Genomic DNA, 25,672 nt, shown 5'->3' on the forward strand with positions numbered 1-25,672 from the left:
TCCTTATGCGTGTTTACGTACAACTGAAAGACGGATTCGCCATGCCGCAATCCAGACGAGAACGGAACCAAGTAAGTGCAGCATCACTAAGCCTTCTGGCACTCCTAGGAAGTACTGAATATACCCAAGGAGGCCTTGAAGTAGTGTCAGAATAAAAAATATCTTAATCCAACGTTTGGTCTCAAAACGAAGATTGGGGGAGAGGAAGAAGAGAACGGTAACAACAATTAAGAGCCAGACTGCGGCGCTATGAAAACGAGTGATGGTAGTGATACCGAAATCTAGCCGCGGGGCATCGACATCACCGGCATGCGGACCAGATCCCGTGACTAGCGTGCCAATCGCAATTGCTACGAATGCCAGAGTTAGGTGAAGTAAAGAAAAGCGTGAAATTCTCACCTGAGATGCAGATGTTCGTACTTGCGGATGATGTCGCCTGGAATGCAGTGATGTAGCTGCGGCAATCAGTGCTATTGAAAGAATGAAGTGCGATGCCACAGCGAGTGGGTTCAGATCAGTTAATACTGTAATTCCGCCCAGGACTCCTTGTCCTAAAATTCCCAAAATTTGAGTGGCAGCCAAAATTCTTAGGTCGCGACGTCTGCTGCGAAATACTGCAATAAAAGTTGCAAGGGCAGCAAAGAGCAGTGCGAATGTGAGTAAGCGATTTCCAAATTCAATCCATGCGTGTAGTGCGCCTTCGGCTTGCCCTTCAACCGGTAGATAAGAGCCGGGCACGCACTCTGGCCAGGTGGGACATCCCAAACCCGAGCCGGTCACGCGCACCGCTCCTCCGGTCACTACTAAGGCTGACTGAAGAAAGAGCAGGAGGCCGGTGAGGGTTGGCAGTAGGCGATTTGCAATCGTCCCGGATTTACTCACGCTGCGTAGCCTATGACCTACACATCAGTAGGACGCGCCGGCTCGAGTGGCAAGGGCGAGGGAATTACGACACAATAGTGTTGTGAAAATCGATGACCTCAGTACACGTGATGCTGTAGCGCGCTCGGTTCTAGAAAATGGCCCCTCCACTGCGGTAATCCTTGGCGCCAGACTCAGACTTACGCCTCCAGGCATTCGCCGCCATCTTGAAATTCTCGTCGCCGATGGAATTTTGGAAGCGCGCGATCCGCATGTGGCTCTTACGAGGGGACGCGGTCGGCCTTCAAAAGTTTTCGTGATGACCGATGCTGGTCGGGAACAGTTTGAGCATTCCTACGATGACTTAGCGGTTGCCGCTTTGAAATTCATGTCATCGCAATCCGGAGAACATCAGGTCTATGCCTTTGCCCAATCTCGCGCAGATGACATTGAACGCAAAGCAACTGTGGCCCTGGCTAAGTCGCCGAATAAAACAGAAGCGCTGGCAACTTTCTTAACCGAGCAAGGTTATGCGGCAAGCATTGAAGTCCATGCCAATGGTGAACAACTCTGTCAGCACCACTGCCCAATCGCACACGTGGCCGCTGAATTCCCCCAACTATGCGAGACCGAGACCGAAATCTTCTCCAAGATTCTAGGAACTCACGTGCAACGACTGGCAACGATTGCCCATGGTGATGGCGTGTGCACTACTTATATTCCAAAGACTGTCAATAATAAGAAAGTTACAACTACCGATGGAAAGGCACACAAATGACAACAGCACATCCAGAACTCGAAGGTCTCGGAAATTACGAGTACGGCTGGTCAGACAGCAACGATGCCGGATCTAATGCAAAGCGTGGTCTGAGTGAAGAGGTAGTTCGTGACATTAGCTCTAAGAAATCAGAGCCACAGTGGATGCTAGACCTGCGCCTTAAAGGCCTTGATCTCTTCTACAAGAAGCCAATGCCATCATGGGGATCAGATCTCTCCGGAATTTTCTTCGACACCATTAAGTACTTCGTGCGCTCTACTGAAAAGCAGGCAGCAACCTGGGATGACCTTCCAGATGATATTAAGAACACATACGATCGCCTTGGTATCCCAGAGGCAGAAAAGCAACGCCTAGTTTCTGGTGTTGCAGCCCAGTATGAATCTGAAGTTGTCTATCACTCAATCCGGGATGACCTTGAGAAGCAGGGTGTGATCTTCCTTGATACCGATAGCGGCCTAAGGCAGCACCCAGAACTCTTCAAAGAGTATTTCGGAAGCGTTATTCCGGTTGGGGATAATAAGTTTGCAGCTCTCAACACTTCTGTCTGGTCTGGTGGTTCATTTATTTATGTTCCTAAGGGTGTCCATGTTGATATTCCTTTACAGGCATATTTCCGCATTAACACTGAGAACATGGGTCAATTCGAGCGCACACTGATTATCGCTGATGAAGATTCATACATTCACTATGTTGAAGGTTGCACCGCACCTATCTACAAATCAGATTCGCTTCACTCAGCAGTTGTTGAAATCATCGTTAAGAAGGGTGCGCGCGTTCGTTACACAACGATTCAGAACTGGTCGAATAACGTTTATAACTTGGTAACAAAGCGCGCCACATGTGCCGAAGGTGCAACGATGGAATGGGTCGATGGCAATATTGGCTCAAAGGTCACGATGAAGTATCCAGCTGTAATGTTGATGGGTCCTCATGCAAAGGGTGAGACTCTCTCGCTTGCATTTGCAGGTCCTGGCCAACACCAAGATTCTGGTGCAAAGATGGTTCACGCTGCGCCATATACATCGTCTTCAGTAATCTCTAAATCAGTTGCCCGCGGGGGAGGCCGTACTTCTTATCGCGGACTCGTTCAGGTGCAAGAAGGCGCTCACCATTCAGCAAGCACAGTTAAATGTGATGCACTGCTGGTAGATACCATTTCACGTTCTGACACATATCCGTATGTAGATATTCGCGAAGATGATGTTTCTATGGGTCACGAAGCGACCGTCTCAAAGATTTCAGATGATCAGCTCTTCTATCTCATGTCACGTGGACTCAATGAAGATGAAGCGATGGCAATGATTGTTCGTGGATTTATCGAACCAATCGCCCGCGAACTTCCAATGGAGTACGCACTTGAACTTAACCGCCTGATTGAATTGCAGATGGAAGGTGCTGTCGGATAATGACAACACTGCAATCAAATATTCTGGAAAAGCACACCCCTTCCGGTCGGGAAGAGGCGTGGCGCTTTACCCCCCTGAAACGATTAGGTGGAATGCACGATGGAACAGCTACACCTGTTCTGCGTAATTCACTCATCGCAAAAGGTGACCTACCTTCGGGAGTCACTTTAACCCGCACAACAATCACGGCAGTGACCGAGACTGATGATGCGATTGTTAATCGAATTCGTGAATTCACAGATCAGGGAACGATTCTTGAGATTGCATCCAACGCTGAAGTTGCGAGTCCAATCTTTCTAGGCCGCACACCAGGTGCTCTGGATACGGCTGAATTTGCTCGAGTACTTATCAAAGTTGGTACCCACGCCAAAGCAACGGTCATCATTGAAAACACCGGCGATACTCATCTGGCAGAAGATTTAGAGATCCAGGTAGGCCCAGGGGCCCATCTAACTTTGATCAGCTTGCAAGAGTGGGGCACACAGACAATTCATGCAGGTCGACATCACGCAATCGTGGATCGCGATGCAACATTTAAATCAATCGTTGTCACCGTCGGTGGCAACCTGGTTCGTCTGCTGCCGACAGTTGATTTCATCGCACCAGGTGCATCATGTGATCTCTCAGGAGTGTATTTTGCAACTGCCGGTCAATTCTTTGAGCATCGCATGTTTGTAGATCACAAGGTACCAAATGCGAAATCTCGCGTTAATTACAAGGGAGCACTCGCAGGCGATAAGGCACATACAGTGTGGATCGGTGATGTCTTCATTCGCGCCGCAGCTGAAGGTACAGATACCTACGAACTTAATCGCAATCTCTTGTTATCAGATGGCGCACGCGCTGACTCTGTTCCTAATCTTGAAATTGAAACCGGAGAAATTGTTGGCGCCGGACACGCATCTACAACCGGTCGTTTTGATGATGAGCAGCTCTTTTATCTCATGTCTCGCGGAATCAATATGGAGGATGCTCGTCGTCTTGTTGTTCGTGGATTTTTCAATGAAATCGTTTCGGAGATCGGAATCGATGAGTTTCAAGATCGCATCATGACTCGAATCGATAACGAATTAGCAAAGGCAGGCAAGTGAAATGTCTGATCTCTCACTAGCCTCTCTGACAGAGGGAAAACCGCTACGTATTGAAAAAAATGGCGAGTCGATTTGCGTTACGCGAGTGGGCTCTGAAGTTTTTGCAATATCTGATACATGCAGTCATTCAGAAGCCTCGCTTTCTGAAGGCGATATTGAAGGATTCAAGATTGAATGCTGGCTCCATGGCGCAGAGTTTGATGTTCGTACGGGTGAAGCCCTTACGCCACCAGCTGTAGCGCCAGTGAAGTCATACCCAGTAACCATCGACGGAGACTCCGTCACGGTAGAGATGTAACGGAGATAGATATGAGTACTCTAGAAATTCGCGGCCTGAAAGTATCTGTCGAGACCGAACAAGGCGCAATTGAAATTCTTAAAGGGGTAGATCTGACCATCAAGTCAGGTGAAACTCACGCAATTATGGGCCCTAACGGTTCAGGTAAGTCAACACTTGCTTACTCGATTGCTGGACACCCTAAATACACAATCACCGGCGGCACTGTGACACTCGATGGCGCAGATGTTCTAGAGATGACTGTTGATGAGCGTGCGAAAGCTGGACTTTTCTTAGCTATGCAATACCCGGTAGAAGTTCCTGGAGTTTCAGTCTCCAACTTCCTACGTACTGCAGCAACTGCCTTGCGTGGTGAAGCACCAAAGCTTCGTGAATGGGTCGGAGAAGTTAAAGCAGCGATGGAGACACTCAAGATGGATCCTTCATTTGCACAACGCAACGTTAACGAAGGATTCTCAGGTGGCGAGAAGAAGCGCCATGAAATCATGCAGCTTGAACTGCTCAAGCCAAAGTTTGCAATTCTTGATGAGACAGATTCTGGGCTCGATGTCGATGCGCTTCGTATCGTTTCAGAGGGTGTTGTTCGTGCCAAAGAAGCCAACAACCACGGCATCTTGCTCATTACGCACTACACAAGAATCTTGAAGTACATCAAGCCAGATTTCGTACATGTGTTTGCAAATGGCCGCATCGTTGAAGAAGGTGGCCCAGAGCTAGCAGATAAACTCGAAGCGAATGGATATGCCGAGTACGTAAGCGCTTAATATGTCCTTCAATGCATCTGTCATCGCACAGGATTTTCCAATTCTTTCTCGGAAAATTCGCGATGGCAAACGCCTTGTCTACCTCGATTCAGGTGCGACGAGTCAGAAACCAAATGTTGTTATTGAAGCTCAAAGTGATTTTTATCGACTTCATAATGCAGCAGCGCATCGAGGTGCGCATCAGCTCGCCGAAGAAGCAACGGACGCACTTGAAGGTGCGCGTCAGACCGTGGCTAGCTTTATCAACGCAGATCTTGATGAGGTAGTTTTCACAAAGAGTGCTACCGAAGCGCTAAACCTAGTTTCTTATGCGATGGGCAACGCGCAAAAGGGCAATAGATTTCACCTCTCAGCCGGCGATGGAATTGTCGTCACTGAGATGGAGCACCACGCCAACCTCATCCCATGGCAACAATTAGCTGCGCGTACTGGCGCTTCACTGTCGTGGTTTGAAGTAACCCCTGATGGACGCCTTGATCTCTCCAATCTTGCATCGGTCATTACGGAAAAGACGAAAGTCGTTGCACTGACTCAGCAATCAAATGTTTTAGGCACAATCATTCCGCTGGAAGAGATTGTTAAGCGAGCACATGAAGTTGGTGCAGTTGTTGTGCTCGATGCATGTCAATCTGTTCCACATATGGCCGTGGATGTAAAAGCACTCGGTATCGATTTTCTAGCTTTTTCTGGACATAAAACGGTCGGCCCTACCGGCATTGGAATCTTCTGGGGACGAAGTGAGCTGCTTGCAGAACTACCACCGTTTCTGACCGGTGGCTCCATGATTGAAAACGTCACGATGACCTCTGCAACCTGGGCACCGGCGCCACGTAAATTTGAGGCGGGTGTTCCCAATATGGCGCAAGCTGTTGGACTAGGAGCAGCGCTTACCTATCTGACAAAGATTGGCATGAATCAGATTCACGAACACGAACGTGCTCTGACTGAATATCTTCTTAATGAGTTTTCAACGATCGATGATTTAAAGGTAATTGGCCCACAAGATATGAATATGCGGGGCGGAATTGTCTCGTTCTCAGTGGGGGAGATTCACCCGCATGATTTAGGACAATATCTTGATAGCCAGGGGATAGCAGTGCGTACTGGTCACCATTGCGCATGGCCATTGACTCGTAAGTTGGGCGTTCCAGCTACTACTCGAGCTTCGTTCTATCTGTATAACACAAAAGATGATCTCGACGCCTTAGTCGCTGGCATTCGTGGCGCACAGAAGTATTTTGGATAACCATGCAATTAGATAATCTCTACCAGGAAGTGATTCTTGATCACTATAAGAATCCACAGCATAAGAAGTTAAATCCAACCTTTGATGCTCAAGTTCATCACATTAATCCGAGTTGTGGCGATGAAATCACGCTCAATGTCACTCTCGATGCGGGCCTGGTAAAAGAAGTTTCTTGGGATGGAGTTGGCTGTTCTATTTCACAAGCAAGTGCATCGATTCTCACTGATTTACTCATTGGCAAGAGCCTTGATCGGGCGCAAGAAATCTCTGATGCATTTATGCACCTGATGCAGAGCAAAGGGACTGAAACCGGTGATGCCGAACTCCTGGAGGATGCGGTAGCTCTGGCTGGAGTTTCGCAATACCCGGCTCGCATTAAATGTGCGCTCTTGGGCTGGATGGCATTTAAAGACGCTTCCGTGCAAGCAATAGCAAAGAATTCATAAAAAGAAAGTAGGATACGGATATGGTTGCAAAGATCGAAGATGTAAACGAGGCGATGAAAGATGTTGTCGACCCAGAACTAGGAATCAACGTAGTAGATCTTGGACTGATTTACGACATCATGGTGGATGAGAACAACATTGCCGTGCTGAACATGACTCTCACATCAGCTGCTTGTCCACTCCAAGATGTTATTGAAGATCAGACCCGCGAGGCGCTTAAGCCATTTACCGATGATGTGAAAATCAACTGGGTGTGGATGCCGCCATGGGGCCCAGATAAAATTACCGACGACGGCAGAGAACAGCTGCGCGCTCTCGGCTTTACTGTTTAGTTTTTTATGTCCCAACATGCAGTCTGGATGACCTTTCGCTCCATGACCGCTGATCCGTCAGTGAAATCTCAGAAGTTAAAGCCTGGGACGATTAAGCGGATTTTCACCTATGGGGCTCCCTATAAATCACAGATTCTTATCTTTCTTGCAACCGTTGTGATTGAAGCGCTCTTAATAATTAGCACGCCACTCTTACTGCGTGAATTGATTGATAAAGGAGTAATTCCGAAAGATCCCGCCTTGGTGACCAAGCTCGCTCTTCTGGTGGGACTACTGGCAGTTGTGGATGCGCTATTTAATATCTTTGGCCGTTGGTTTTCTGCGCGCATTGGTGAGGGCTTAATATATGACTTACGCTCTCAAGTTTTTGCACATGTGCAGAGGCAATCCATTGCTTTCTTTACCCGCACCCAAACTGGCGCGCTCATCTCCAGAATTAACTCAGATGTCATGGGGGCCCAGCAAGCATTCACGGGCACCCTTTCAGGCGTTGTAAGCAACGTTGTTTCACTGGTACTTGTTGTTACGGCGATGCTCATTCTTTCTTGGCAGATCACAGTTGTTTCATTGCTACTTCTGCCGGTCTTTCTACTGCCCACTAAGTGGGTTGGTAAGCGTATTCAGGCGCTAACTCGCGATGCCTTTAATCTCAATGCAACGATGTCGAGCACCATGACTGAACGATTCAATGTTTCCGGTGCGCTCTTGGTCTCCCTTTATGGAAAGCCGGCCAAGGAAGAGAACTTCTTCCGCACACGCGCACGTAAAGTGGCTGATATTGGAATTCAAACAGCAATGCTCAATCGCATCTTCTTTGTCGGCATCACCAGCGTTGCAGCTGTTGCCACTGCCTTTGCATACGGAATTGGTGGCCATCTAGCTATTGATGGCTCAATTACGGTGGGAACACTTCTAGCTATCACCGCATTATTGGCGCGTCTATACGGACCACTGACTGCACTCTCTAATGTGCGCATCGATGTCATGACCGCACTCGTATCCTTTGAACGCGTATTTGAAGTGCTAGACCTTCATCCGATGATTATTGATCGCCCCGGAGCCCAGCAACTAAAGCAACAGGAACTGAGCATTGAATTTAGAAATGTGTCATTTTCCTATCCAAAAGCAGAAGAAGTCTCTCTTGCTTCCCTGGAATCAGTCTCAAAACCAGAGACGGTAGATAGCGGACAGATATTGAAGTCAATTTCATTTACTGCGCCAAAGGGAACACTGACGGCGATAGTGGGACCATCAGGTGCTGGAAAAACCACGATGAGTGCACTCTTACCCAGACTTTATGATGTGACAGATGGCGCAATTCTTATCGGTGGCAGCGATATCCGCGACTACACAGTGCAATCACTCAGAGATAGCATCGGTGTTGTTATGCAGGATGCACATCTCTTTCACGAAACAATCGCTGAGAATTTACGGTATGCCAAGGAAGACGCTACCGAGGAAGAGATGATTCAGGCGTGTAAGTCGGCTCAAATATGGGATCTAATATCTACACTTCCCAATGGCTTTGAGACCATGGTGGGAGAGCGTGGTCATCGACTTTCCGGTGGCGAGAAGCAGCGTTTAGCTATTGCACGGCTATTACTTAAAGCGCCATCAATCGTCATTCTCGATGAAGCAACGGCGCACTTGGACTCTGAAAACGAGGATCTTGTGCAAGAGGCACTGCGTCATGCGTTGAAAGGTAGAACTTCGATCGTCATCGCACACAGATTAAGCACAGTGATGCAGGCAGATCAGATTCTGGTTCTGGAAAAGGGTCAGATTGTTGAACGAGGGAGACACGAAGAGCTTATTCAAGGAGCGGGTCTCTACTCCGAACTATTTGCGCGTCAAGACCTCACGACGAATGAGAAACCTTCCGTAACCGATTAATCCACCAAAGAAGACCCATTGCAACGCATAAGCCATATGGGGTCCATCGGAGAGTTCAGGAAGTTCGGCAGGTGCAGCCGGTGACAAGGCCGGATCTGAGCCAGAAACTAAGTCAAGATAGAAATCTTCACTTGTAGTTCCACCTTGGGCATTTGCCTTCGAAACCAATCCAGTATCTGAGTTAGTCGGTATTGCAAAAAATGATCCCCGAGGTAACGAACTATCTAATCGCAGGCGTCCAACTATCTCTACATCACCTGATGGAAGTTTCGGCAATGTAGGTCTGGTTTGTGCGTTCTTTCCTGCCTGGACCCAGCCGCAATCAACCCAGTAACTTCTTCCACCTGTGTCATTAAATTTAGTGAGAAGTTCAAAACCATATTTGCCCTCGAAGTATCTATTTCTGAGAAGTATCTGGGTGTCAGGATCAAAGCGCCCGCGCGTTGTTACAGGCTGCCATTCGTGGTTCGCTGGTTGATCTTGTACTGAGGCTAGTGAGACCGGGGACATTGTTGAATGTTTTTCGATAATGAAATTACGGTCGTGCCGGGCAACACCGCGATCGTATTGCCACTGCGCCGCCCAGAGACAACCTGCAATGAGAACTAGTGCAATCAGAGACTTCAGAATTGAAAAATGTTCACGCTTTTTTGTACTACTCAATTCCTCGCGGCCTCTTCTTGAGTATCGCTTCTCCAGGAATTACTGTCTCACGGCCAGCATTTGCTACAACTACTGCAATATAGGGCAGGATCACAGCGCCCACGAGTGCAAACCATCGATACGGACTGGGCAGTATCACAGTCAAAATAAAGCAGGCTGTTCGCACCATCATGGAAAGAAAATATCGACGTTGCCGCGCACTCTGGTCTTTGGAAAGGCCTGTTGACGCGCTTGTGATATCGAAAGCAGCATCTTCTTTAGCCATAGCCCAACAGTAGGGTAGTTTTCTCTCATGAGCGAGCCGACTTCCATCGCATTAGTTACCGGTGGCAATCGCGGAATTGGCTTAGCTATTGCGACCGCTCTCAAAGAAGCGGGTCATCGCGTTGTCATCACTTACCGCAGCGGCACCCCACCTACAGGTTTTGATGCAGTCCAGATGGATGTCACTAACTCAGAAAGTGTTGAATTAGCTTTTACAAAGATTGAAAGTGAGATAGGACAGCCAGAAATTATCGTGGCAAATGCTGGAATTACTAAAGACACTCTGGTCTTACGTATGACTGACGAAGATTTCGAAAGTGTGATTGATGCTAACCTCACCGGCGCTTTTCGCGTTGCTAAGCGCGCCACCAAAGGTCTTCTGAAGTTAAAGCGTGGTCGTCTGATTTTTATCGGTTCAGTTGTCGGTGGGGTAGGAGCTGCCGGACAAGTGAACTATTCCGCTTCTAAGTCTGGGCTAGTTGGAATGGCTAGATCTTTTTCAAGAGAACTCGGTTCACGTGGCATCACTGCCAACGTTGTTGCCCCTGGATTTGTAGAGACAGATATGACGGCCGAACTTGATGAGAAGCGCCGGAGTGAAATCGCAGCACAGGTTCCGCTCGGTCGATTCTGTTCAGCACAGGAGATTGCAGATGTGGTGACATTTATTGCATCTGCCAAAGCTAGCTATATCACTGGTGCCATCATTCCGGTAGATGGCGGACTTGGAATGGGGCACTGAAGTGGGAATTTTAGAGGGCAAGAATATTTTGGTAACCGGTGTTCTCACTGATGGCTCGATCGCTTTTCATATCGCTCGCTTGGCACAAGAAGAAGGTGCGCAAGTTGTTCTTACAGGTTTTGGTCGCGGCCTTAGTCTGACAACTCGTATCGCAGGACGCCTGCCAAAGCCCGCTCCGATTATTGAACTAGACGTTACCAATCAGGAACATCTTGATGCGTTAGCAACAGAGGTAAAGAAGCATCTTCCACACCTTGATGGCGTTGTTCACTCGATTGGCTTTGCACCTGAAGCAGCACTAGGTGGCAACTTTCTCAATACTGCTTGGGAAGATGTGGCAACGGCGGTGCAGGTCTCTGCCTACTCTTTGAAATCACTGACAATGGCATGCCATCCGCTATTTAAAGATGGGGCATCTGTTGTCGGACTTGATTTTGATGCCCAAGTTGCCTGGCCAAAGTATGACTGGATGGGAGTTGCCAAAGCAGCCCTTGAATCCACATCTCGCTATCTCGCTCGCGATCTTGGAAAAGATAATGTCCGCATCAACCTCATTGCAGCAGGTCCGATTAGAACCATCGCAGCAAAGTCGATTCCTGGATTTAATGAATTTGAAAATGTCTGGAATGAGCGCAGTCCATTGAAGTGGGATGTTGCAGATCCAGTGCCGGCAGCGCAAGGCGCAGTTGCGCTACTCAGTGATTGGTTTCCAAAAACGACGGGCGAGATTATTCACGTCGATGGTGGCCTGCACGCGATGGGCTAAAGCCCCTTTCAAGCGAGGATTTTTCTATTTGCCCGCACTCGGGTAGCCTTTGCCTCAGACCAGTAGCCCACGGCTGCTGCAAGAGGAGCTCACCGCTCCCACCTCTACTGCTTCGGCGGATTGGTTTGTCGGATTTAAATCTAGGATTCTAGATTTATCTGCCTATGCGGTGCGCGAATTTTGCGGCAACTTGGATACACAAGTGAACCGAACATAGGAGCAGAAATCACAACAGAGCCCCGCATTAATGACCGTATCCGCACACCCCAAATTCGCCTCATCAATTACACAGGTGAGCAAGTTGGAGTTGTAGATATCGAAGCAGCGCTAGCTATGGCAGATGAAATCGGACTCGATCTCGTAGAGATTGCACCGGAAGCTAATCCGCCAGTTTGTAAGATCATGGACTTTGGAAAGTACAAGTACGAGATCGCACAAAAAGCTCGCGAAGCACGTCAGAACCAGACCCACATTGTGGTGAAGGAAGTGCGATTGACGCCAAAGATTGAGAATCACGACTACGAGACTAAACGCTCGTCAGTTGAAAAGTTTCTCAAAGGTGGCGACAAGGTGAAGATAACGATGAAGTTTCGTGGCCGTGAACAAACACGTCCAGAGCTCGGATTCAAACTCTTGCAACGTCTTGCAGAAGATGTGAAAGATATTGCTTTCGTTGAATTCGCCCCTAAGCAAGAGGGTCGACAGATGACGATGGTGTTGGGTCCGACGAAGAAGAAGACAGAAGTAGTAGCAGAGCAGAAGGCAGCGAAAGCTGCGAAGGAAAAAGCAGCCGAAGAAGCTGCTAAATAGTTTTACTCACGACGACGTAACAGGAGATAAGAAATGCCAAAGATGAAAACCCACAGTGGTGCGAAGAAGACCTTCCGCGTCACAGGTACCGGAAAGATCATGCACGAGCGTGCAGGCAAGCGCCACCTTTTGGAGCACAAGTCATCACGCGTTACTCGTCGTTTGAGCCAAGAGTCATCAGCTAAGTCAACCGTCACAATGACAGCCAAGCGCATGCTTGGTTTGAAGTAAGGGAGCGCCACTAAATGAGAGTCAAGCGCGGAGTACACGCAGCAAAGAAGCGTCGCACAACCCTTGAACGTGCCAGCGGATATCGCGGACAACGTTCACGTCTTTTCACAAAGGCGAAGGAGCAAGTTACGCACTCAATGGTTTATGCCTTCAACGATCGTAAAGATAAGAAGGGTGATTTCCGTCAGCTCTGGATTCAGCGCATCAATGCTGCATCCCGCGAGAACGGAATGACATACAACCGCTTCATCCAGGGTCTTAAGGCTTCCGGACTTGAAGTAGATCGTCGCGTTCTTTCAGATATCGCAACGAATGATCCAGCAGCATTTAAGGTTCTTGTCGACGTTGCTCGCAAGAACCTTCCAGCAGCCTAAGTTATCTAGAAACTAGGTTGTAGAGCCAATGATTGAGAGCCTTCACTCGCCGCATATCGCGCGAGTGAAGGCTCTTATTGGTTCTAAAGGGGCGAAAGAACGCCGCGAACAAGGACTCTTTGTGGCAGAGGGCGTGCAATGCACACGCGAGGCACTTACTTCTGCTGGGGGTCCAGAGATAAAAATTATTTACGCAACAGAGCAAGGACTCTCAAAGATTGCAGAACTTGACCTAGGTGCTGTTGAAATTGTTGAAGTCTCCGAGCCTGTTCTCAAGGCGATGTCAGATACCGTCTCACCACAAGGTCTCATCTCACTTTGTCATACCCCTGAGAACAGTATTTCCGAACTCGCACTTACGGGTAGCTCTACTGTTATCTATCTCCATGAGATCCAAGATCCTGGAAATGCCGGAACGATTCTTCGCACCGCAGATGCAATGGGAGTCACTGCTGTTGTTACTTCTCCTGATTCTGTCGATATGTATTCACCAAAAGTGGTTCGTTCAACCGCGGGTTCACTGTGGAACATCCCCGTATACGAGGGAGTGACTTTTCAAGCGCTAGCTTCCATCTTCCCTGACACCCAGAAGATTCTCCTTTCATCTCATGCATCGACATCGATTCTGGATCTGAAGATTGCGGGGGATTGCATTGCAGTCTTCGGCAATGAAGCCAGGGGAGTAGATGCAGCAGCCCTTGGCGCGGCTGTGACGGAAGTGACTATTCCAATGGCTGGCAATGCCGAAAGCCTTAATTTATCTGCAGCGGCATCAATCGTTATGTTCACCCTTTCGGCAAAGGTCGCAGGATAGAATCACGCCCATGAATCCGGCAGATGTAGCATCGTGGATAAGCGATGCGCAGAGCGCCTTTACCGCCGCCACGGATTTAGAACAACTTAAATCAGCTCGCCTGGCACACGCTGGCGATAAGTCACCGATAGCACTTGCTAGCAGAGCTCTCGGCACGCTCTCAGCCGATCAGAAAGCTTCCGTTGGAAAGATTATTGGGGAAGCTAAAGCAGAGATAGCAAAAGCGTTAGCGCAACAGACGGCAAAACTTGAGCAAGAGCGCGACTCCAGAGTTTTACTTGAAGAAATTGTCGATATCACTTTGCCGGTTCGTCGTGCGCACCGCGGGGGACTACATCCCATCTCAATCATTAAGAATGAGATTTCAGATTTCTTTATCGAGCAAGGTTTCTCAGTTGAAGAAGGGCCAGAACTTGAATCGGGTTGGCTTAACTTTGATGCCCTGAATATTCCGGCTGATCATCCTGCGCGCACAATGCAAGACACTTTCTTTATTGAGCCAATCGAGTCAGGGCTAGTTCTTCGCACGCACACATCACCAGTGCAGATTCGTACGATGTTGGCTCAAGAACCGCCTATCTATGTCATTTGTCCTGGTCGCACATTTCGTGCTGATGAACTAGATGCTACTCACAGCCCAGTTTTCCACCAGGTTGAAGGCCTCGTAGTTGATAAGGGAATCACGATGGCCCACCTGAAAGGAACCCTTGATAATTTTGCGCGACACATGTTTGGTCCCGATGTCACGACACGTTTGCGTCCGTCATTCTTCCCATTCACCGAACCGAGCGCTGAAGTCGATATCTTCTTCAACAATCGATGGATCGAATGGGGCGGATGCGGAATGGTCAACCCTAAAGTTCTGGCAACGTGTGGCATTGATACAGATGTCTACACTGGATTCGCATTTGGAATGGGACTCGAGCGCACGCTGATGGTTCGACATGGAATTACTGACATGCACGACATTGTGGAAGGCGACTTGAGATTCACTCGCCAGTTTGGGGTCGGACTCTAAATGCGCGCACCGTTATCGTGGATCAAGGAATTTGTTGAGATCCCGGCCTCCATTACCGCAGAACAAATCTCTGATGCCCTGATCCGCGTTGGTTTTGAAGTGGAAGAGATTATTCATCAGGGCGCAGACCTGACAGGCCCCTTGGTATTTGCCAAGGTATTAAGCATTGAAGAGATTACCGAGTTTAAGAAAGCCATTCGATATGTGGGTCTTGATTGTGGCGAGAAGCAGACCCGTTATGTCATTTGTGGGGCAACAAATTTTGCGGTTGGAGATTTGGTAGTCGCAGCTCTGCCGGGTGCAGTACTGCCAGGAGATTTCAAAATCGGTGCTCGTGAAACATACGGCAAAGTTTCCAACGGAATGATCTGTTCGGCCCGCGAACTTGGGATTGGAGATGACCACTCCGGAATCATGACATTTACAGAGGGATCAGTTGCGATCGGAGCCGATGCAATTGAAGCGCTATTAATCAATGATGTCATATTCGATGTCGCCGTCAATCCGGACCGTGGCTATGCCTTGAGTATCCGCGGCATTGCACGTGAGGTTGCTGGCTCGCTAGGTCTTTCATATACCGACCCAGTTGATGCACTTCGCACACTTAAATTTACTGACACAGGCAAGGGTGTGAGTGCAAAGATTGCCGACCCAGCAACTGCCTCGGTGTTTTACTTACGAACCCTTTCACACTTTGATGCCAAGGCCACAACTCCAATCTGGATGCGCAGAAGGATTGAAAAGATGGGCATGCGCTCTATCTCCTTGGTTGTAGATGTCACTAACTATGTGATGCTGGAATTGGGTCAGCCACTTCACGCCTTCGATAAATCAAAGATAAAGGGTGGCCTCACCATTAAGCGGGCGGGCAAGGCGCAACCATTTACCACTCTCGATGGTCAGGTGCGCCAATTAGATCCTGATGACCTTATGGTCTGCGATGACGAGCAACCACTTGCACTAGCTGGAACAATGGGTGGAGCGTTCTCAGAAATTTCAGAGACAACGACCGAGATAGCACTCGAAGCGGTTCGATTTGATCCAACCTGCGTTGCTAAGAATTCACGGCGGCACAAGCTTTCTTCGGAGGCCTCACGTCGTTTGGAACGAAGTGTGGATCCCTCCCTTGCACAATTTGCATCCGCTCGTTTCGTGCAGTTATTGACTGAAAATAGCCCAGCGCAACACGTAGCAACTGTGATTGCTGGCGAACCTCGATTTAGCCCCATGGTCGAAGTGGATCCGACATATATCTCTCGCATTATGGGTGTAGATGTGGCCCCTGCTGAAATAGTCAAGATTCTTCGCACCATTGGATGTGAAGTGAACGAAAAGACTTTCGAAGTAAATCCTCCATCTTGGCGTGCTGATTTACTCGGCCAAGCAGATTTCACGGAAGAAATTGCTCGCATGGTTGGCTTTGACAAGATTCCGTCGATTCTTCCGCCACGACCAAAGCACGCATCACTCACTCATTCCCAGAAGCGTCGTCGCGCAGTTTCGATGATGCTAGCTAGTCGGGGTTTGGCTGAAGTTCAAACTTTTCCCTTCACCAACCAAGAAACAATTGAGGCGTTGGGCTTCCTGGGTGAGCGCGCATCGACATATCGCATTGCAAATCCGATGTCGGAAGAGTTACCGTTGCTGCGAGTACACATGGTCCCAGGATTGTTGGAAGTCGCGCAGCGCAATATCAGCAGAGGTGCAAAAGACTTTGCAATCTTTGAGATGGGATCTATTTTCCGAGGGGTCCAAAAACTGGTGCCGATGATCTCACCAGTGCTAGGTCAAAAACCGAGTTCGGAGGAGATTGCATCTATTTACGCCAGTTTGCCACCACAGGCTTTCCACGTTGCGGGGCTACTGGTTGGAAAAGTGGAGAACGAGGACTGGCAAGGTAAACCACGTTCTTACACCTGGCAGGACGCAATCGCATTTGCGCAGGAAGTCCTGCAGCTGTGCAATCACTCTTGGACAATAAAGCGTTCGGATATTGCGCCGTGGCATCCTGGCCGTTGCGCTGAATTACTCATTGACGGCAAACCTGTTGCCCATGCGGGCGAACTTCATCCAAGGATCGTAGAGATGTATGGTCTTCCTGAACGTTCCTCAGCTTTTGCAGTTGCACTCAATGCGTTGCCAGATTCACCTTTGGTCCGTCCCTCTACCGTGGGCACTATGCCGGCTGCGCTCCAAGATGTGGCGCTGATTATCGATGCATCGGTCTCAGCGCTAGAGGTCGAGCAGGCGCTGCGGGCAGGTGCGGGCGAGCTCCTAGAATCAATCTCGCTCTTTGACCGCTACGACAAAATAGGTGACGGCAAGATTTCTTTGGCCTTCTCCTTAGTTTTCCGAGCTGCGGACCGCACCCTCACGGGGGCAGAAGTCAGCGCGCTGCGAGATTCAGCGGTGAAATCAGCGGAGAAAGCTACTGGCGCAGTTCTGCGTACTGCATAAATATGCACATCCGTGCATAAATATGCTATAGTGAGATTATGAAAACTGGGATTATCGGCGGCAGTGGATATGCAGGAGGAGAACTCCTGCGGCTGCTAGCTGGGCACCCACATTTTCAGGTAGCCGCTGTTGCGGCTCATTCCAATGCGGGGGAGTTGATTACTTCGATTCATCCACAACTTAGAAGTTATGAAAATCAGAAGTTCATTGCCTTCTCAGCCGAAGCATTTACCGATTGCCAGCTGATCTTTCTTGCACTGCCACATGGAGAATCTTCGAAGATAATTTCGCAACTTCCTAAGGGAGCAAAGATTGTTGATTTAGGTGCGGATTACAGATTAAGCGATGCCCAGCAGTGGGAGAAGTATTACGGTGGCACACACGCCGGGACCTGGAGCTATGGGCTAGCTGATATCGCGCAGTACAAGAGCGCAATTGCACAGGCGCAATACGTTGCAAACCCAGGATGCTATGCGACAGCTATCGCACTGGGAGCCGCACCGGCTTCTAGTATCGCTGATCTCTCTGATTGCGTGGTCGTGGCTGCATCAGGAACAACTGGCGCCGGCAGAAATGCAAAGGTAAATCTACTCGCCAGTGAGGTTTCAGGGTCTCTGAGTTCCTACAAATTCGGTGGAACACATCAACACACCCCTGAAATCGAAGAGACGTTGAGCAAAATTAGTGGGCAAGATGTGAAGATTTCTTTCACTCCAGTCTTGGCTCCGATGCCAAGAGGAATCCTGGCAACGGTTACTGCCAAGCTGACCAAGAAGATTACCTCTGAAGAGGCACATCAGCTTTATAGCGATTATTTTGCAGATTCAGCATTTGTTTCAGTGCTTGAATTTGTAGTCATGCCAAAGACATCAGCTGTTTTGGGATCCAATAATGTGCAGATGCAGGTTGCAGTTGACGCTCACACCTCAAGACTTGTTGTTTCAGTAGCGATAGATAATCTAGGTAAGGGCGCCGCGGGGCAAGCTATTCAAAACGCCAACATCATGTGTGGTTTTGCTGAGACTGCCGGACTCGATTTCGATGGGATTGGCGCGTGATTATCGTGAAGTTCGGTGGCCATGCGATGTCGGATTCACATGGTGAATTTGCGCAAGCTATTGCAGATGCCATCTCTCAGGGGGTCGAGATCGTGATTGTTCATGGTGGTGGGCCACAAATTGGTTCGGCACTTGAATCAGCTGGGATTACAACGGAATTTATCGGCGGATTTCGCGTCACCACCCCTGAGGTTTTCCAGATCGTTGAGAGAGTGTTAGCAAAAGAGATTGGTCCTGCCGTTGCACAGTCCCTATGCAGCCACGGAATCAAAGCGGTTGCTATCTCTGGTCGGGATTCTAAAACGCTGATTGCAGAGAAGTTGACCACTTTAGTAGATGGAACAAGAGCTGATTTAGGTCTTGTCGGAACTGTTATTGAAGTGAACCCCGAAAAGATTCAAACACTAGTGACACAAGGAAGCGTGCCAGTCATTTCACCCGTAGCAACGGATGCACTTGGCACACATGGATTTAACGTCAATGCTGATATCGCAGCGGCGGCAATCGCAGGTGCGTTAGAAGCCCAATGGCTGATCATCATGACTGATGTCGAGGGAATCTATCGGAATTGGCCGGATAAGGATTCATTAATCTCAGAGATTTCTGTGGAAGAGTTGCAAGGGATTAAATCTACATTTGCAGATGGGATGGCCCCCAAGGTGCAATCTTGCTTAGATGCCATTGGCGCAGGTGCACATGCGGTGCGGATTATTGATGGCAGAAACCCCGAGGCCCTGAAGAGCGCACTCCTTGGCGTTGGCGGAACGTTGGTCTTCGCATGAAGCGTTGGATAAATTCACTTCAAGATAATTACGGAACTCCTTCCATCGAGTTAGTCTCTGGAAAAGGTTCATATGTCAAAGATGCCCAAGGCAAGCTGTACCTAGATTTTTTGGCTGGCATCGCCACTAATGTTTTGGGCCATGGCCATCCTGCAATTGTGAAAGCTGTGACAAAACAGGTTTCTACATTGGGTCATGTGAGTAATTTCTATGCCCACCCTAATGTGCTGCAATTGGCTGAGAAACTACAGAAGTTCACCGGTGATAAGTCAGCACGAGTCTTCTTCTGCAATTCTGGCGCGGAAGCAAATGAGGCGGCCCTGAAGCTAAGTCGTCGCACGGGTAGAACTAGCGTTGTTGCAACGAAGGAATCTTTCCACGGTAGAACGATGGGCGCGCTATCACTCACCGGTCAGCCATCAAAACGAAATCCATTTAAGCCGTTACTTCGCGGGATCTCCCACGTCACCTTCGGTGATTCACGTGCGATGAAGCGAAAGATCAATAAGAGAACTGCCATGGTAATTGTCGAACCCATCATGGGCGAAGCCGGGGTCATTGTCCCGCCTGCTAATTACTTACAAGATGTTCGTAGATATTGCGATGAGAACGGTGCTCTCCTCGTCTTCGACTGCGTGCAGACAGGGATGGGTCGCACCGGTGACTGGTTTGGCTATGAGTATTCAGGTGTTAAGCCCGATGTGATTACCTTGGCTAAAGGCTTAGGAGGAGGACTCCCACTTGGAGCGATGATCGCACTTGGTCCTGCCTCTCATCTTTTTAAAGCCGGCGATCACGGTTCAACTTTTGGTGGAAATCCGATTGCAACGGCGGCAGCACTTGCCGTGATTTCCGCAATCGAAAAAGAAAAGATTCTCATCCATGTTAATGAAGTGAGTTCCTATCTTTTTGCCGAACTCGCTCTTGTTCCGGGTGTTACCGAGGTACGAGGAGCAGGGCTACTGATTGGACTTACCCTGGATCAGGGATGTGCGAAGGAGCTTGTGAAGAAGAGCCAAGAGCTGGGGCTACTGATTAATGCACCGAGTGAATCAATTATTCGTATTGCGCCAGCTCTGAATATTTCATTACGTGATGCAAAGAAGTTTGTAACGATATTCACTGCAGCCCTAGCGCAGGTGCGTCATGGCTAGTGTGAGCGCACGGAGAGCAAAGGCGATTTCGCTGATTAAGGGCGGGCTCATTCATTCCCAATCTGATCTAGTGAAAGAGCTGAAAAAGGCTGGCTTTGCAGTTACCCAAGCCACCGCTAGCCGTGACCTGGAAGAGATCGGCGCTGTACGGGGCAGATCAGCCACGGGCGATTCGGTCTACACGATCTCGTCTTCAGGTGAGGCTTCACTTTCGCGTTCTATGCCGCTGCCTTCCGAACTAATTCTCTCTGTCGAATCGAGTGGAAATCTAGCGGTTATTCACACTCCACCCGGGGGAGCACAATTGCTTGCAAGTTCACTCGATCACTCTGGAATATCTTCCATTATTGGAACAATCGCAGGTGACGACACGGTCTTAGTTGTCGCTAGAAAAGCAAGCGGTGGGGCGCAACTAGCGAAAGAATTACTCTCATACGGGCAAGTCAAGAAGGTTAGAGGGAGAAAATAATGGCGCTCTGGGGCGGAAGGTTTTCGCAGTCTCCGGCGGAGGCTGTATTTGCGCTCTCACAAAGTGTGCAATTTGATTGGCGTTTGGCTCCTTATGATCTTCGTTCATCACTTGCCCATCTGTCGGTACTAGAAAGCAGTGGGCTTCTTGATAAGAAGGTGGCTGCAGCAATTCGAAAGGCTTTAGAAGAGCTAGTTGCGGAAGTGGCTTCCGGAAAGTTCACCTATCTTGCAACTGATGAAGATGTTCATAGCGCCTTAGAACGCGGTCTTACTAAAAAACTTGGTGAAATCGGAGGCGCACTACGCGCCGGTAGATCACGTAATGATCAGGTGGCAACAGATCTGCGACTTTATGCCATGGATGCGATGATTTCGATTGCTTTATCAATAGCCGAACTGCAAGAAGCCCTGATAGCAAAAGCAACCGAATACTCGGATGCTCCGGCTCCCGGATTTACTCACCTGCAACATGCACAGCCCGTGCTCTTTGGGCATGAGATTGCAAAGCATGTGCACGCATTTGCGCGAGATCTAGATCGTATTCAAGATTGGCTCACTCGCACATCTGTCAGCCCACTTGGCTCAGGTGCACTGGCTGGATCATCCTTGCCGTTAGCACCGGAGGTCACTGCGAAAGTACTTGGTTTTACATCCAGTGCCGCTAATTCAATTGATGCCGTATCTGATCGTGATTTTGTTGCCGAAGCGCTATTCATTCTCTCCATGGTGGGAGTTCATCTCTCACGAATCGGTGAAGAATGGTGCATCTGGTCGACCACTGAATTTGGTTGGGCACGAGTATCAGATGCTTACTCCACTGGTTCCTCCATCATGCCGCAGAAGAAAAACCCGGATATGGCAGAGCTTGCACGTGGCAAGTCAGGTCGTCTGATTGGAAATCTCACTGGCGTTCTTGCCATGCTCAAAGGTCTGCCCTTTGCATATAACCGCGATCTGCAAGAAGATAAAGAGCCACTCTTTGATTCCATTGATACCGTCTTGCTCGTTCTTCCGGCAGTGACCGGGATGGTGGCAACTACTGAATTCGATCGCGAGAAGATGGCACTTGCCGCACCTCTTGGTTTTTCACTTGCAACTGAAATTGCTGATTACTTGGTCAGGGCACACATCCCATTTTCGCAAGCACATGAAGCTGCTGGCAAATGTGTTGCACTCTGTGAATCATCTGGCCGCCAACTTCACCAGCTCACCGATGATGAGTTTGCAAAGATTCATCCAGCGCTCAAAGGCGATGTTCGAGATGTGCTCACTGTGCAGGGCGCACTTGCATCTCGTACGACACGTGGTGGCACCGCACCCTCTGCGCTAGCGCAACAATTGAGTGAGGCAAAAAGTTCTCTGGAAAAGACTCGCAGCGAATTCACTGCCGCAGCCAAAGCATTTTCGACCATGATGGGTGCGTGAGAACAGTGACTTACGATTTGTTAGATGACCTTAAGTGGCGTGGGCTTATTGCTCAGACAACAGACGAGGTCGAGCTGCGTAAGGCGCTAGCCAAGCCAATTACGCTCTATGTGGGCTTTGATCCGACGGCGCCGAGCATCCATGTGGGAAACCTCGTTGTTCTCTTTGTTCTACGCCGCTTTCAACTAGCTGGCCACAACCCGCTTCCGCTGGTTGGGGGAGCCACTGGCTTGGTGGGTGATCCCAGCGGTAAAAATGAAGAACGCACGCTGAATACAACTGAAGTTGTAGGGCAGTGGGTCGATCGTATAAAGGGGCAGCTTTCAAAGTTCATGGACTTTGAGTCGAGCAAGAATCCGGCAGTGATGGTCAATAACCTGGACTGGACTGCGCCCATGTCGGCCATTGAGTTCTTACGCGACATTGGAAAGCACTTTAGCGTTAATCAAATGCTGAATAAGGATGCGGTTTCATCTCGACTTGAAAAAGATGGCATTTCTTACACTGAGTTTTCATATCAAGTTCTCCAGTCGATGGATTACTTAGAACTTTACAAGCGCTATAACTGCACACTGCAAATAGGTGGCTCTGATCAATGGGGAAATATCACCGCTGGTCTAGATCTGATTCGACGTGTTGAAAGTGCAAGTGCGCATGCACTGACCGTGCCACTACTGACAAAAGCGGATGGAACTAAATTTGGTAAGACAGCCGGCGGAAGTGTGTGGCTCGATCCAGAGATGACCTCGCCATACGCCTTCTTCCAGTATTGGTTGAACTCTGATGATAATGATGTCATCAATTTCCTTAAGGTGTTTTCATTTAAATCACGCACCGAGATAGAAGCACTCGAATCAGCACACACCGCAAACCCTGGTGCACGCGAAGCTCATCGAGAACTTGCTAGAGAACTCACCTCACTTGTTCATAGCCCCGAGATTGCAGCACGTGTTGAAGAAGCTGCCCGCGCACTCTTTGGTCAAGGTGATCTTGCAACACTGGATGAATCAACGCTGGCATCAGCTTTGGCGGAACTTCCACATACGCGAATTGAAAAGGGAGCCGAGATACCCACTTGGGTGGATTTGTTGGTGGCCACCGGTGTGGTTGATTCAAAATCTGCTGCTCGTCGGATCGTTAAAGAAGGTGGCGCATATCTCAATAATGAGAAGGTGGTTGGCGAAGATTTCCGTCTTCAAAAAACTGACTTTTTATGCGGAAAATATGCAGTTTTGCGGAAAGGCAAGCGAGACCTGGCGGCGGTAGAGCTCGGATAGCCGTTTGGGTGAAATCTCAAAAACGCCACTTTTTACGCATAAATGCTGCAATTTTTCACTGTTTTTAACTAAGCGATTATGTATATTTTCGGCCAATTAGACGGATTTGACCCCTAGGGGAGCGCCCCCTATAGTTACGCTCCTTGCTGTGGAACGGACTCAAACGAGGTCGTACAGCATTTCCCCAAATCTAGGCCATTTTGCCCGTTTTGACGCGTGCGAAGCCATGGACTAGATTTGGCGGTCTGCCCTGAAAAGCCGGAGAAATCCAGCGATGCAGTGCGCATCCGTACCTTGAGAACTCAACAGCGTGCCATAAGTCAATGCCAGAGAATGGTGTTAATTCGCCATTCTCTAAATAAATACTTCAATGAAGTATGTACCAGATGCTATTTATAGCTTCTGGAATACTCGTTGAATTCCTTTGGTAAAGACAAAATAAACGACAGTTTGTTTGTCTCGTAAGCCATGAAAAAAACTTTCTATGGAGAGTTTGATCCTGGCTCAGGACGAACGCTGGCGGCGTGCTTAACACATGCAAGTCGAGCGATGAAACACCTTCGGGTGTGAATTAGCGGCGAACGGGTGAGGAACACGTGAAGAATCTGCCTTCAACTCTGGGATAACTCCGGGAAACCGGGGCTAATACCGGATATGAGCCTTGATCGCATGATCGGGGCTGGAAAGTTTTTCGGTTGAAGATGACTTCGCGGCCTATCAGCTTGTTGGTGAGGTAATGGCTCACCAAGGCGACGACGGGTAGCCGGCCTGAGAGGGCGACCGGCCACACTGGGACTGAGACACGGCCCAGACTCCTACGGGAGGCAGCAGTGGGGAATATTGGGCAATGGAGGAAACTCTGACCCAGCGACGCCGCGTGAGGGATGAAGGCCTTCGGGTTGTAAACCTCTTTCAGTAGGGAAGAAGCGAAAGTGACGGTACCTACAGAAGAAGCACCGGCTAACTATGTGCCAGCAGCCGCGGTAATACATAGGGTGCAAGCGTTGTCCGGAATTATTGGGCGTAAAGAGCTCGTAGGTGGTTCGATACGTCGGATGTGAAAATCAGGGGCTCAACCCCTGACCTGCATCCGATACGGTCGAGCTGGAGTTTGGTAGGGGAGACTGGAATTCCTGGTGTAGCGGTGGAATGCGCAGATATCAGGAGGAACACCGATGGCGAAGGCAGGTCTCTGGGCCAATACTGACACTGAGGAGCGAAAGCGTGGGGAGCGAACAGGATTAGATACCCTGGTAGTCCACGCCGTAAACGGTGGGCGCTAGTTGTGCGAACCTTCCACGGTTTGTGCGACGCAGCTAACGCATTAAGCGCCCCGCCTGGGGAGTACGATCGCAAGATTAAAACTCAAAGGAATTGACGGGGCCCCGCACAAGCAGCGGAGCATGCGGCTTAATTCGACGCAACGCGAAGAACCTTACCAAGGCTTGACATATACAGGAATACGGCAGAGATGTCGTAGCCGCAAGGTCTGTATACAGGTGGTGCATGGTTGTCGTCAGCTCGTGTCGTGAGATGTTGGGTTAAGTCCCGCAACGAGCGCAACCCTCGTTCTGTGTTGCCAGCATTTAGTTGGGGACTCACAGGAGACTGCCGGGGTTAACTCGGAGGAAGGTGGGGATGACGTCAAATCATCATGCCCCTTATGTCTTGGGCTGCACGCATGCTACAATGGCTGGTACAAACGGCTGCGATACCGCAAGGTGGAGCGAATCCGATAAAGCCAGTCTCAGTTCGGATTGGGGTCTGCAACTCGACCCCATGAAGTCGGAGTTGCTAGTAATCGTAGATCAGCAACGCTACGGTGAATACGTTCCCGGGGCTTGTACACACCGCCCGTCACATCACGAAAGTCGGTAACACCCAAAGTCAGTGGCCCAACCGTAAGGAGGGAGCTGCCAAAGGTGGGATCGGTGATTGGGATGAAGTCGTAACAAGGTAGCCGTACCGGAAGGTGCGGCTGGATCACCTCCTTTCTAAGGAGCATCGAGTAGCGAAGTTAATAGTTAACTTCATTTAACTACTCGGCTCATTGTGGAGCATTGACTTAGGTTTATTTAAGATTTCGCAATTAGTACAGCCCTTTGGGGAGTGGAAAATTAGCGTTTATCAAATTTCAACTAGGCACGTTGTTGGGTCCTGAGGGGACGGCTAGCGCCAAACCTCTGGACTTAATAAGAAGAGATACTGCTTAACACTTCTGTTTAATTACAGATGTTAAGGAAGTCTCAAC

The 25,672-nt window shown here is 49.2% G+C and carries 26 protein-coding genes and 1 rRNA gene; 24 read left to right on the top strand and 3 right to left on the bottom strand.

Going from position 1 to position 25,672, the window contains the following annotated elements; all coding sequences use genetic code 11:
• Positions 1-3: 3 nt before the first annotated feature.
• Positions 4-882 (bottom strand): COX15/CtaA family protein, encoded by an 879-nt coding sequence (locus A1sIA79_RS02940; protein WP_223298377.1) that lies wholly within the window; start codon positions 880-882, stop codon positions 4-6.
• An 82-nt stretch (positions 883-964) separates the two neighbouring features.
• Between A1sIA79_RS02940 and A1sIA79_RS02945 the strand changes: the two genes are divergently transcribed.
• Genes A1sIA79_RS02945 through A1sIA79_RS02985 form a run of 9 tightly spaced genes read left to right on the top strand, consistent with a single transcriptional unit; the run spans position 965 to position 9,115 of the window.
• Complete coding sequence (locus A1sIA79_RS02945; protein WP_223298378.1) at positions 965-1,639, top strand: helix-turn-helix transcriptional regulator; 675 nt, start codon at positions 965-967, stop codon at positions 1,637-1,639.
• Entirely contained in the window at positions 1,636-3,045 is a 1,410-nt protein-coding gene (gene sufB / locus A1sIA79_RS02950) for a Fe-S cluster assembly protein SufB (RefSeq protein ID WP_095674746.1), read from the top strand. Before A1sIA79_RS02945 ends, sufB begins: the two co-directional genes overlap by 4 nt.
• Positions 3,045-4,136: a Fe-S cluster assembly protein SufD gene (sufD, locus tag A1sIA79_RS02955; protein WP_095674747.1), complete on the top strand. Its 1,092-nt coding sequence runs from the start codon at positions 3,045-3,047 to the stop codon at positions 4,134-4,136. The genes sufB and sufD overlap by 1 nt, the downstream gene beginning before the upstream one ends.
• A 1-nt stretch (position 4,137) precedes the next feature.
• Positions 4,138-4,434 carry a non-heme iron oxygenase ferredoxin subunit gene (locus A1sIA79_RS02960; protein WP_095674748.1) on the top strand — a complete coding sequence of 99 codons (297 nt, stop codon included), beginning with the start codon at positions 4,138-4,140 and terminating at the stop codon, positions 4,432-4,434.
• Positions 4,435-4,445: 11 nt separating this feature from the next.
• Positions 4,446-5,198, top strand: a complete 753-nt coding sequence (sufC, locus tag A1sIA79_RS02965) for a Fe-S cluster assembly ATPase SufC (protein ID WP_095674749.1) — start codon at positions 4,446-4,448, stop codon at positions 5,196-5,198.
• 1 nt (position 5,199) lies between these two features.
• Positions 5,200-6,444: a cysteine desulfurase gene (locus A1sIA79_RS02970; RefSeq protein WP_095674750.1), complete on the top strand. Its 1,245-nt coding sequence runs from the start codon at positions 5,200-5,202 to the stop codon at positions 6,442-6,444.
• Between the two features lie 2 nt (positions 6,445-6,446).
• Positions 6,447-6,890 (top strand): Fe-S cluster assembly sulfur transfer protein SufU, encoded by a 444-nt coding sequence (sufU, locus tag A1sIA79_RS02975; RefSeq protein ID WP_095674751.1) that lies wholly within the window; start codon positions 6,447-6,449, stop codon positions 6,888-6,890.
• Between the two features lie 20 nt (positions 6,891-6,910).
• Positions 6,911-7,222 (top strand): metal-sulfur cluster assembly factor, encoded by a 312-nt coding sequence (locus tag A1sIA79_RS02980; protein WP_095674752.1) that lies wholly within the window; start codon positions 6,911-6,913, stop codon positions 7,220-7,222.
• A gap of 6 nt (positions 7,223-7,228) precedes the next feature.
• Positions 7,229-9,115: an ABC transporter ATP-binding protein gene (locus A1sIA79_RS02985; RefSeq protein WP_095674753.1), complete on the top strand. Its 1,887-nt coding sequence runs from the start codon at positions 7,229-7,231 to the stop codon at positions 9,113-9,115.
• Here A1sIA79_RS02985 and A1sIA79_RS02990 read toward each other — a convergent pair.
• Positions 9,062-9,778 (bottom strand): SURF1 family protein, encoded by a 717-nt coding sequence (locus A1sIA79_RS02990; RefSeq protein WP_095674754.1) that lies wholly within the window; start codon positions 9,776-9,778, stop codon positions 9,062-9,064. The genes A1sIA79_RS02985 and A1sIA79_RS02990 overlap by 54 nt on opposite strands.
• Entirely contained in the window at positions 9,771-10,043 is a 273-nt protein-coding gene (locus A1sIA79_RS02995; RefSeq protein ID WP_095674755.1) for a DUF3099 domain-containing protein, read from the bottom strand. The genes A1sIA79_RS02990 and A1sIA79_RS02995 overlap by 8 nt, the downstream gene beginning before the upstream one ends.
• A gap of 27 nt (positions 10,044-10,070) precedes the next feature.
• On the opposite strand from A1sIA79_RS02995, the gene fabG reads away from it, so the two are divergent.
• The 15 genes from fabG (at position 10,071) to A1sIA79_RS03070 (ending at position 25,415) form a co-directional block, all read left to right on the top strand.
• On the top strand, positions 10,071-10,784 hold the full coding sequence (fabG, locus tag A1sIA79_RS03000) for a 3-oxoacyl-ACP reductase FabG (protein WP_095674756.1): 714 nt from the start codon (positions 10,071-10,073) through the stop codon (positions 10,782-10,784).
• The gene (gene fabI / locus A1sIA79_RS03005) at positions 10,759-11,550 is read left to right on the top strand and encodes an enoyl-ACP reductase FabI (RefSeq protein ID WP_095674757.1); all 792 of its coding nucleotides are present in this window, start codon (positions 10,759-10,761) and stop codon (positions 11,548-11,550) included. The genes fabG and fabI overlap by 26 nt, the downstream gene beginning before the upstream one ends.
• A gap of 180 nt (positions 11,551-11,730) precedes the next feature.
• Complete coding sequence (gene infC, locus A1sIA79_RS03010; protein WP_223298193.1) at positions 11,731-12,360, top strand: translation initiation factor IF-3; 630 nt, start codon at positions 11,731-11,733, stop codon at positions 12,358-12,360.
• A 33-nt stretch (positions 12,361-12,393) separates the two neighbouring features.
• Positions 12,394-12,591, top strand: a complete 198-nt coding sequence (gene rpmI, locus A1sIA79_RS03015) for a 50S ribosomal protein L35 (RefSeq protein ID WP_095674758.1) — start codon at positions 12,394-12,396, stop codon at positions 12,589-12,591.
• A 14-nt stretch (positions 12,592-12,605) separates the two neighbouring features.
• Positions 12,606-12,965, top strand: a complete 360-nt coding sequence (gene rplT, locus A1sIA79_RS03020; protein WP_095674759.1) for a 50S ribosomal protein L20 — start codon at positions 12,606-12,608, stop codon at positions 12,963-12,965.
• A gap of 28 nt (positions 12,966-12,993) precedes the next feature.
• A complete protein-coding gene (locus A1sIA79_RS03025; protein WP_095674760.1) occupies positions 12,994-13,779 on the top strand; it encodes a TrmH family RNA methyltransferase in 786 nt (261 codons plus the stop codon).
• Between the two features lie 10 nt (positions 13,780-13,789).
• Complete coding sequence (gene pheS, locus A1sIA79_RS03030) at positions 13,790-14,797, top strand: phenylalanine--tRNA ligase subunit alpha (protein WP_095674761.1); 1,008 nt, start codon at positions 13,790-13,792, stop codon at positions 14,795-14,797.
• Positions 14,798-17,254, top strand: a complete 2,457-nt coding sequence (pheT, locus tag A1sIA79_RS03035) for a phenylalanine--tRNA ligase subunit beta (protein WP_095674762.1) — start codon at positions 14,798-14,800, stop codon at positions 17,252-17,254.
• A 38-nt stretch (positions 17,255-17,292) separates the two neighbouring features.
• On the top strand, positions 17,293-18,312 hold the full coding sequence (gene argC / locus A1sIA79_RS03040) for an N-acetyl-gamma-glutamyl-phosphate reductase (protein WP_095674763.1): 1,020 nt from the start codon (positions 17,293-17,295) through the stop codon (positions 18,310-18,312).
• On the top strand, positions 18,309-19,094 hold the full coding sequence (gene argB / locus A1sIA79_RS03045; protein ID WP_095674764.1) for an acetylglutamate kinase: 786 nt from the start codon (positions 18,309-18,311) through the stop codon (positions 19,092-19,094). Before argC ends, argB begins: the two co-directional genes overlap by 4 nt.
• Complete coding sequence (locus A1sIA79_RS03050) at positions 19,091-20,248, top strand: acetylornithine transaminase (protein ID WP_095674765.1); 1,158 nt, start codon at positions 19,091-19,093, stop codon at positions 20,246-20,248. The genes argB and A1sIA79_RS03050 overlap by 4 nt, the downstream gene beginning before the upstream one ends.
• Positions 20,241-20,717, top strand: a complete 477-nt coding sequence (gene argR, locus A1sIA79_RS03055) for an arginine repressor (RefSeq protein WP_095674766.1) — start codon at positions 20,241-20,243, stop codon at positions 20,715-20,717. The genes A1sIA79_RS03050 and argR overlap by 8 nt, the downstream gene beginning before the upstream one ends.
• A complete protein-coding gene (gene argH / locus A1sIA79_RS03060) occupies positions 20,717-22,144 on the top strand; it encodes an argininosuccinate lyase (RefSeq protein ID WP_095674767.1) in 1,428 nt (475 codons plus the stop codon). Before argR ends, argH begins: the two co-directional genes overlap by 1 nt.
• A 5-nt stretch (positions 22,145-22,149) precedes the next feature.
• Complete coding sequence (tyrS, locus tag A1sIA79_RS03065; protein ID WP_095674768.1) at positions 22,150-23,421, top strand: tyrosine--tRNA ligase; 1,272 nt, start codon at positions 22,150-22,152, stop codon at positions 23,419-23,421.
• A 481-nt stretch (positions 23,422-23,902) separates the two neighbouring features.
• Positions 23,903-25,415: ribosomal RNA gene (locus A1sIA79_RS03070) — 16S ribosomal RNA — on the top strand.
• Positions 25,416-25,672: the final 257 nt, after the last annotated feature.

The organism is Candidatus Planktophila versatilis (assembly GCF_002288105.1).
GTDB classification, from domain to species: domain Bacteria; phylum Actinomycetota; class Actinomycetes; order Nanopelagicales; family Nanopelagicaceae; genus Planktophila; species Planktophila versatilis.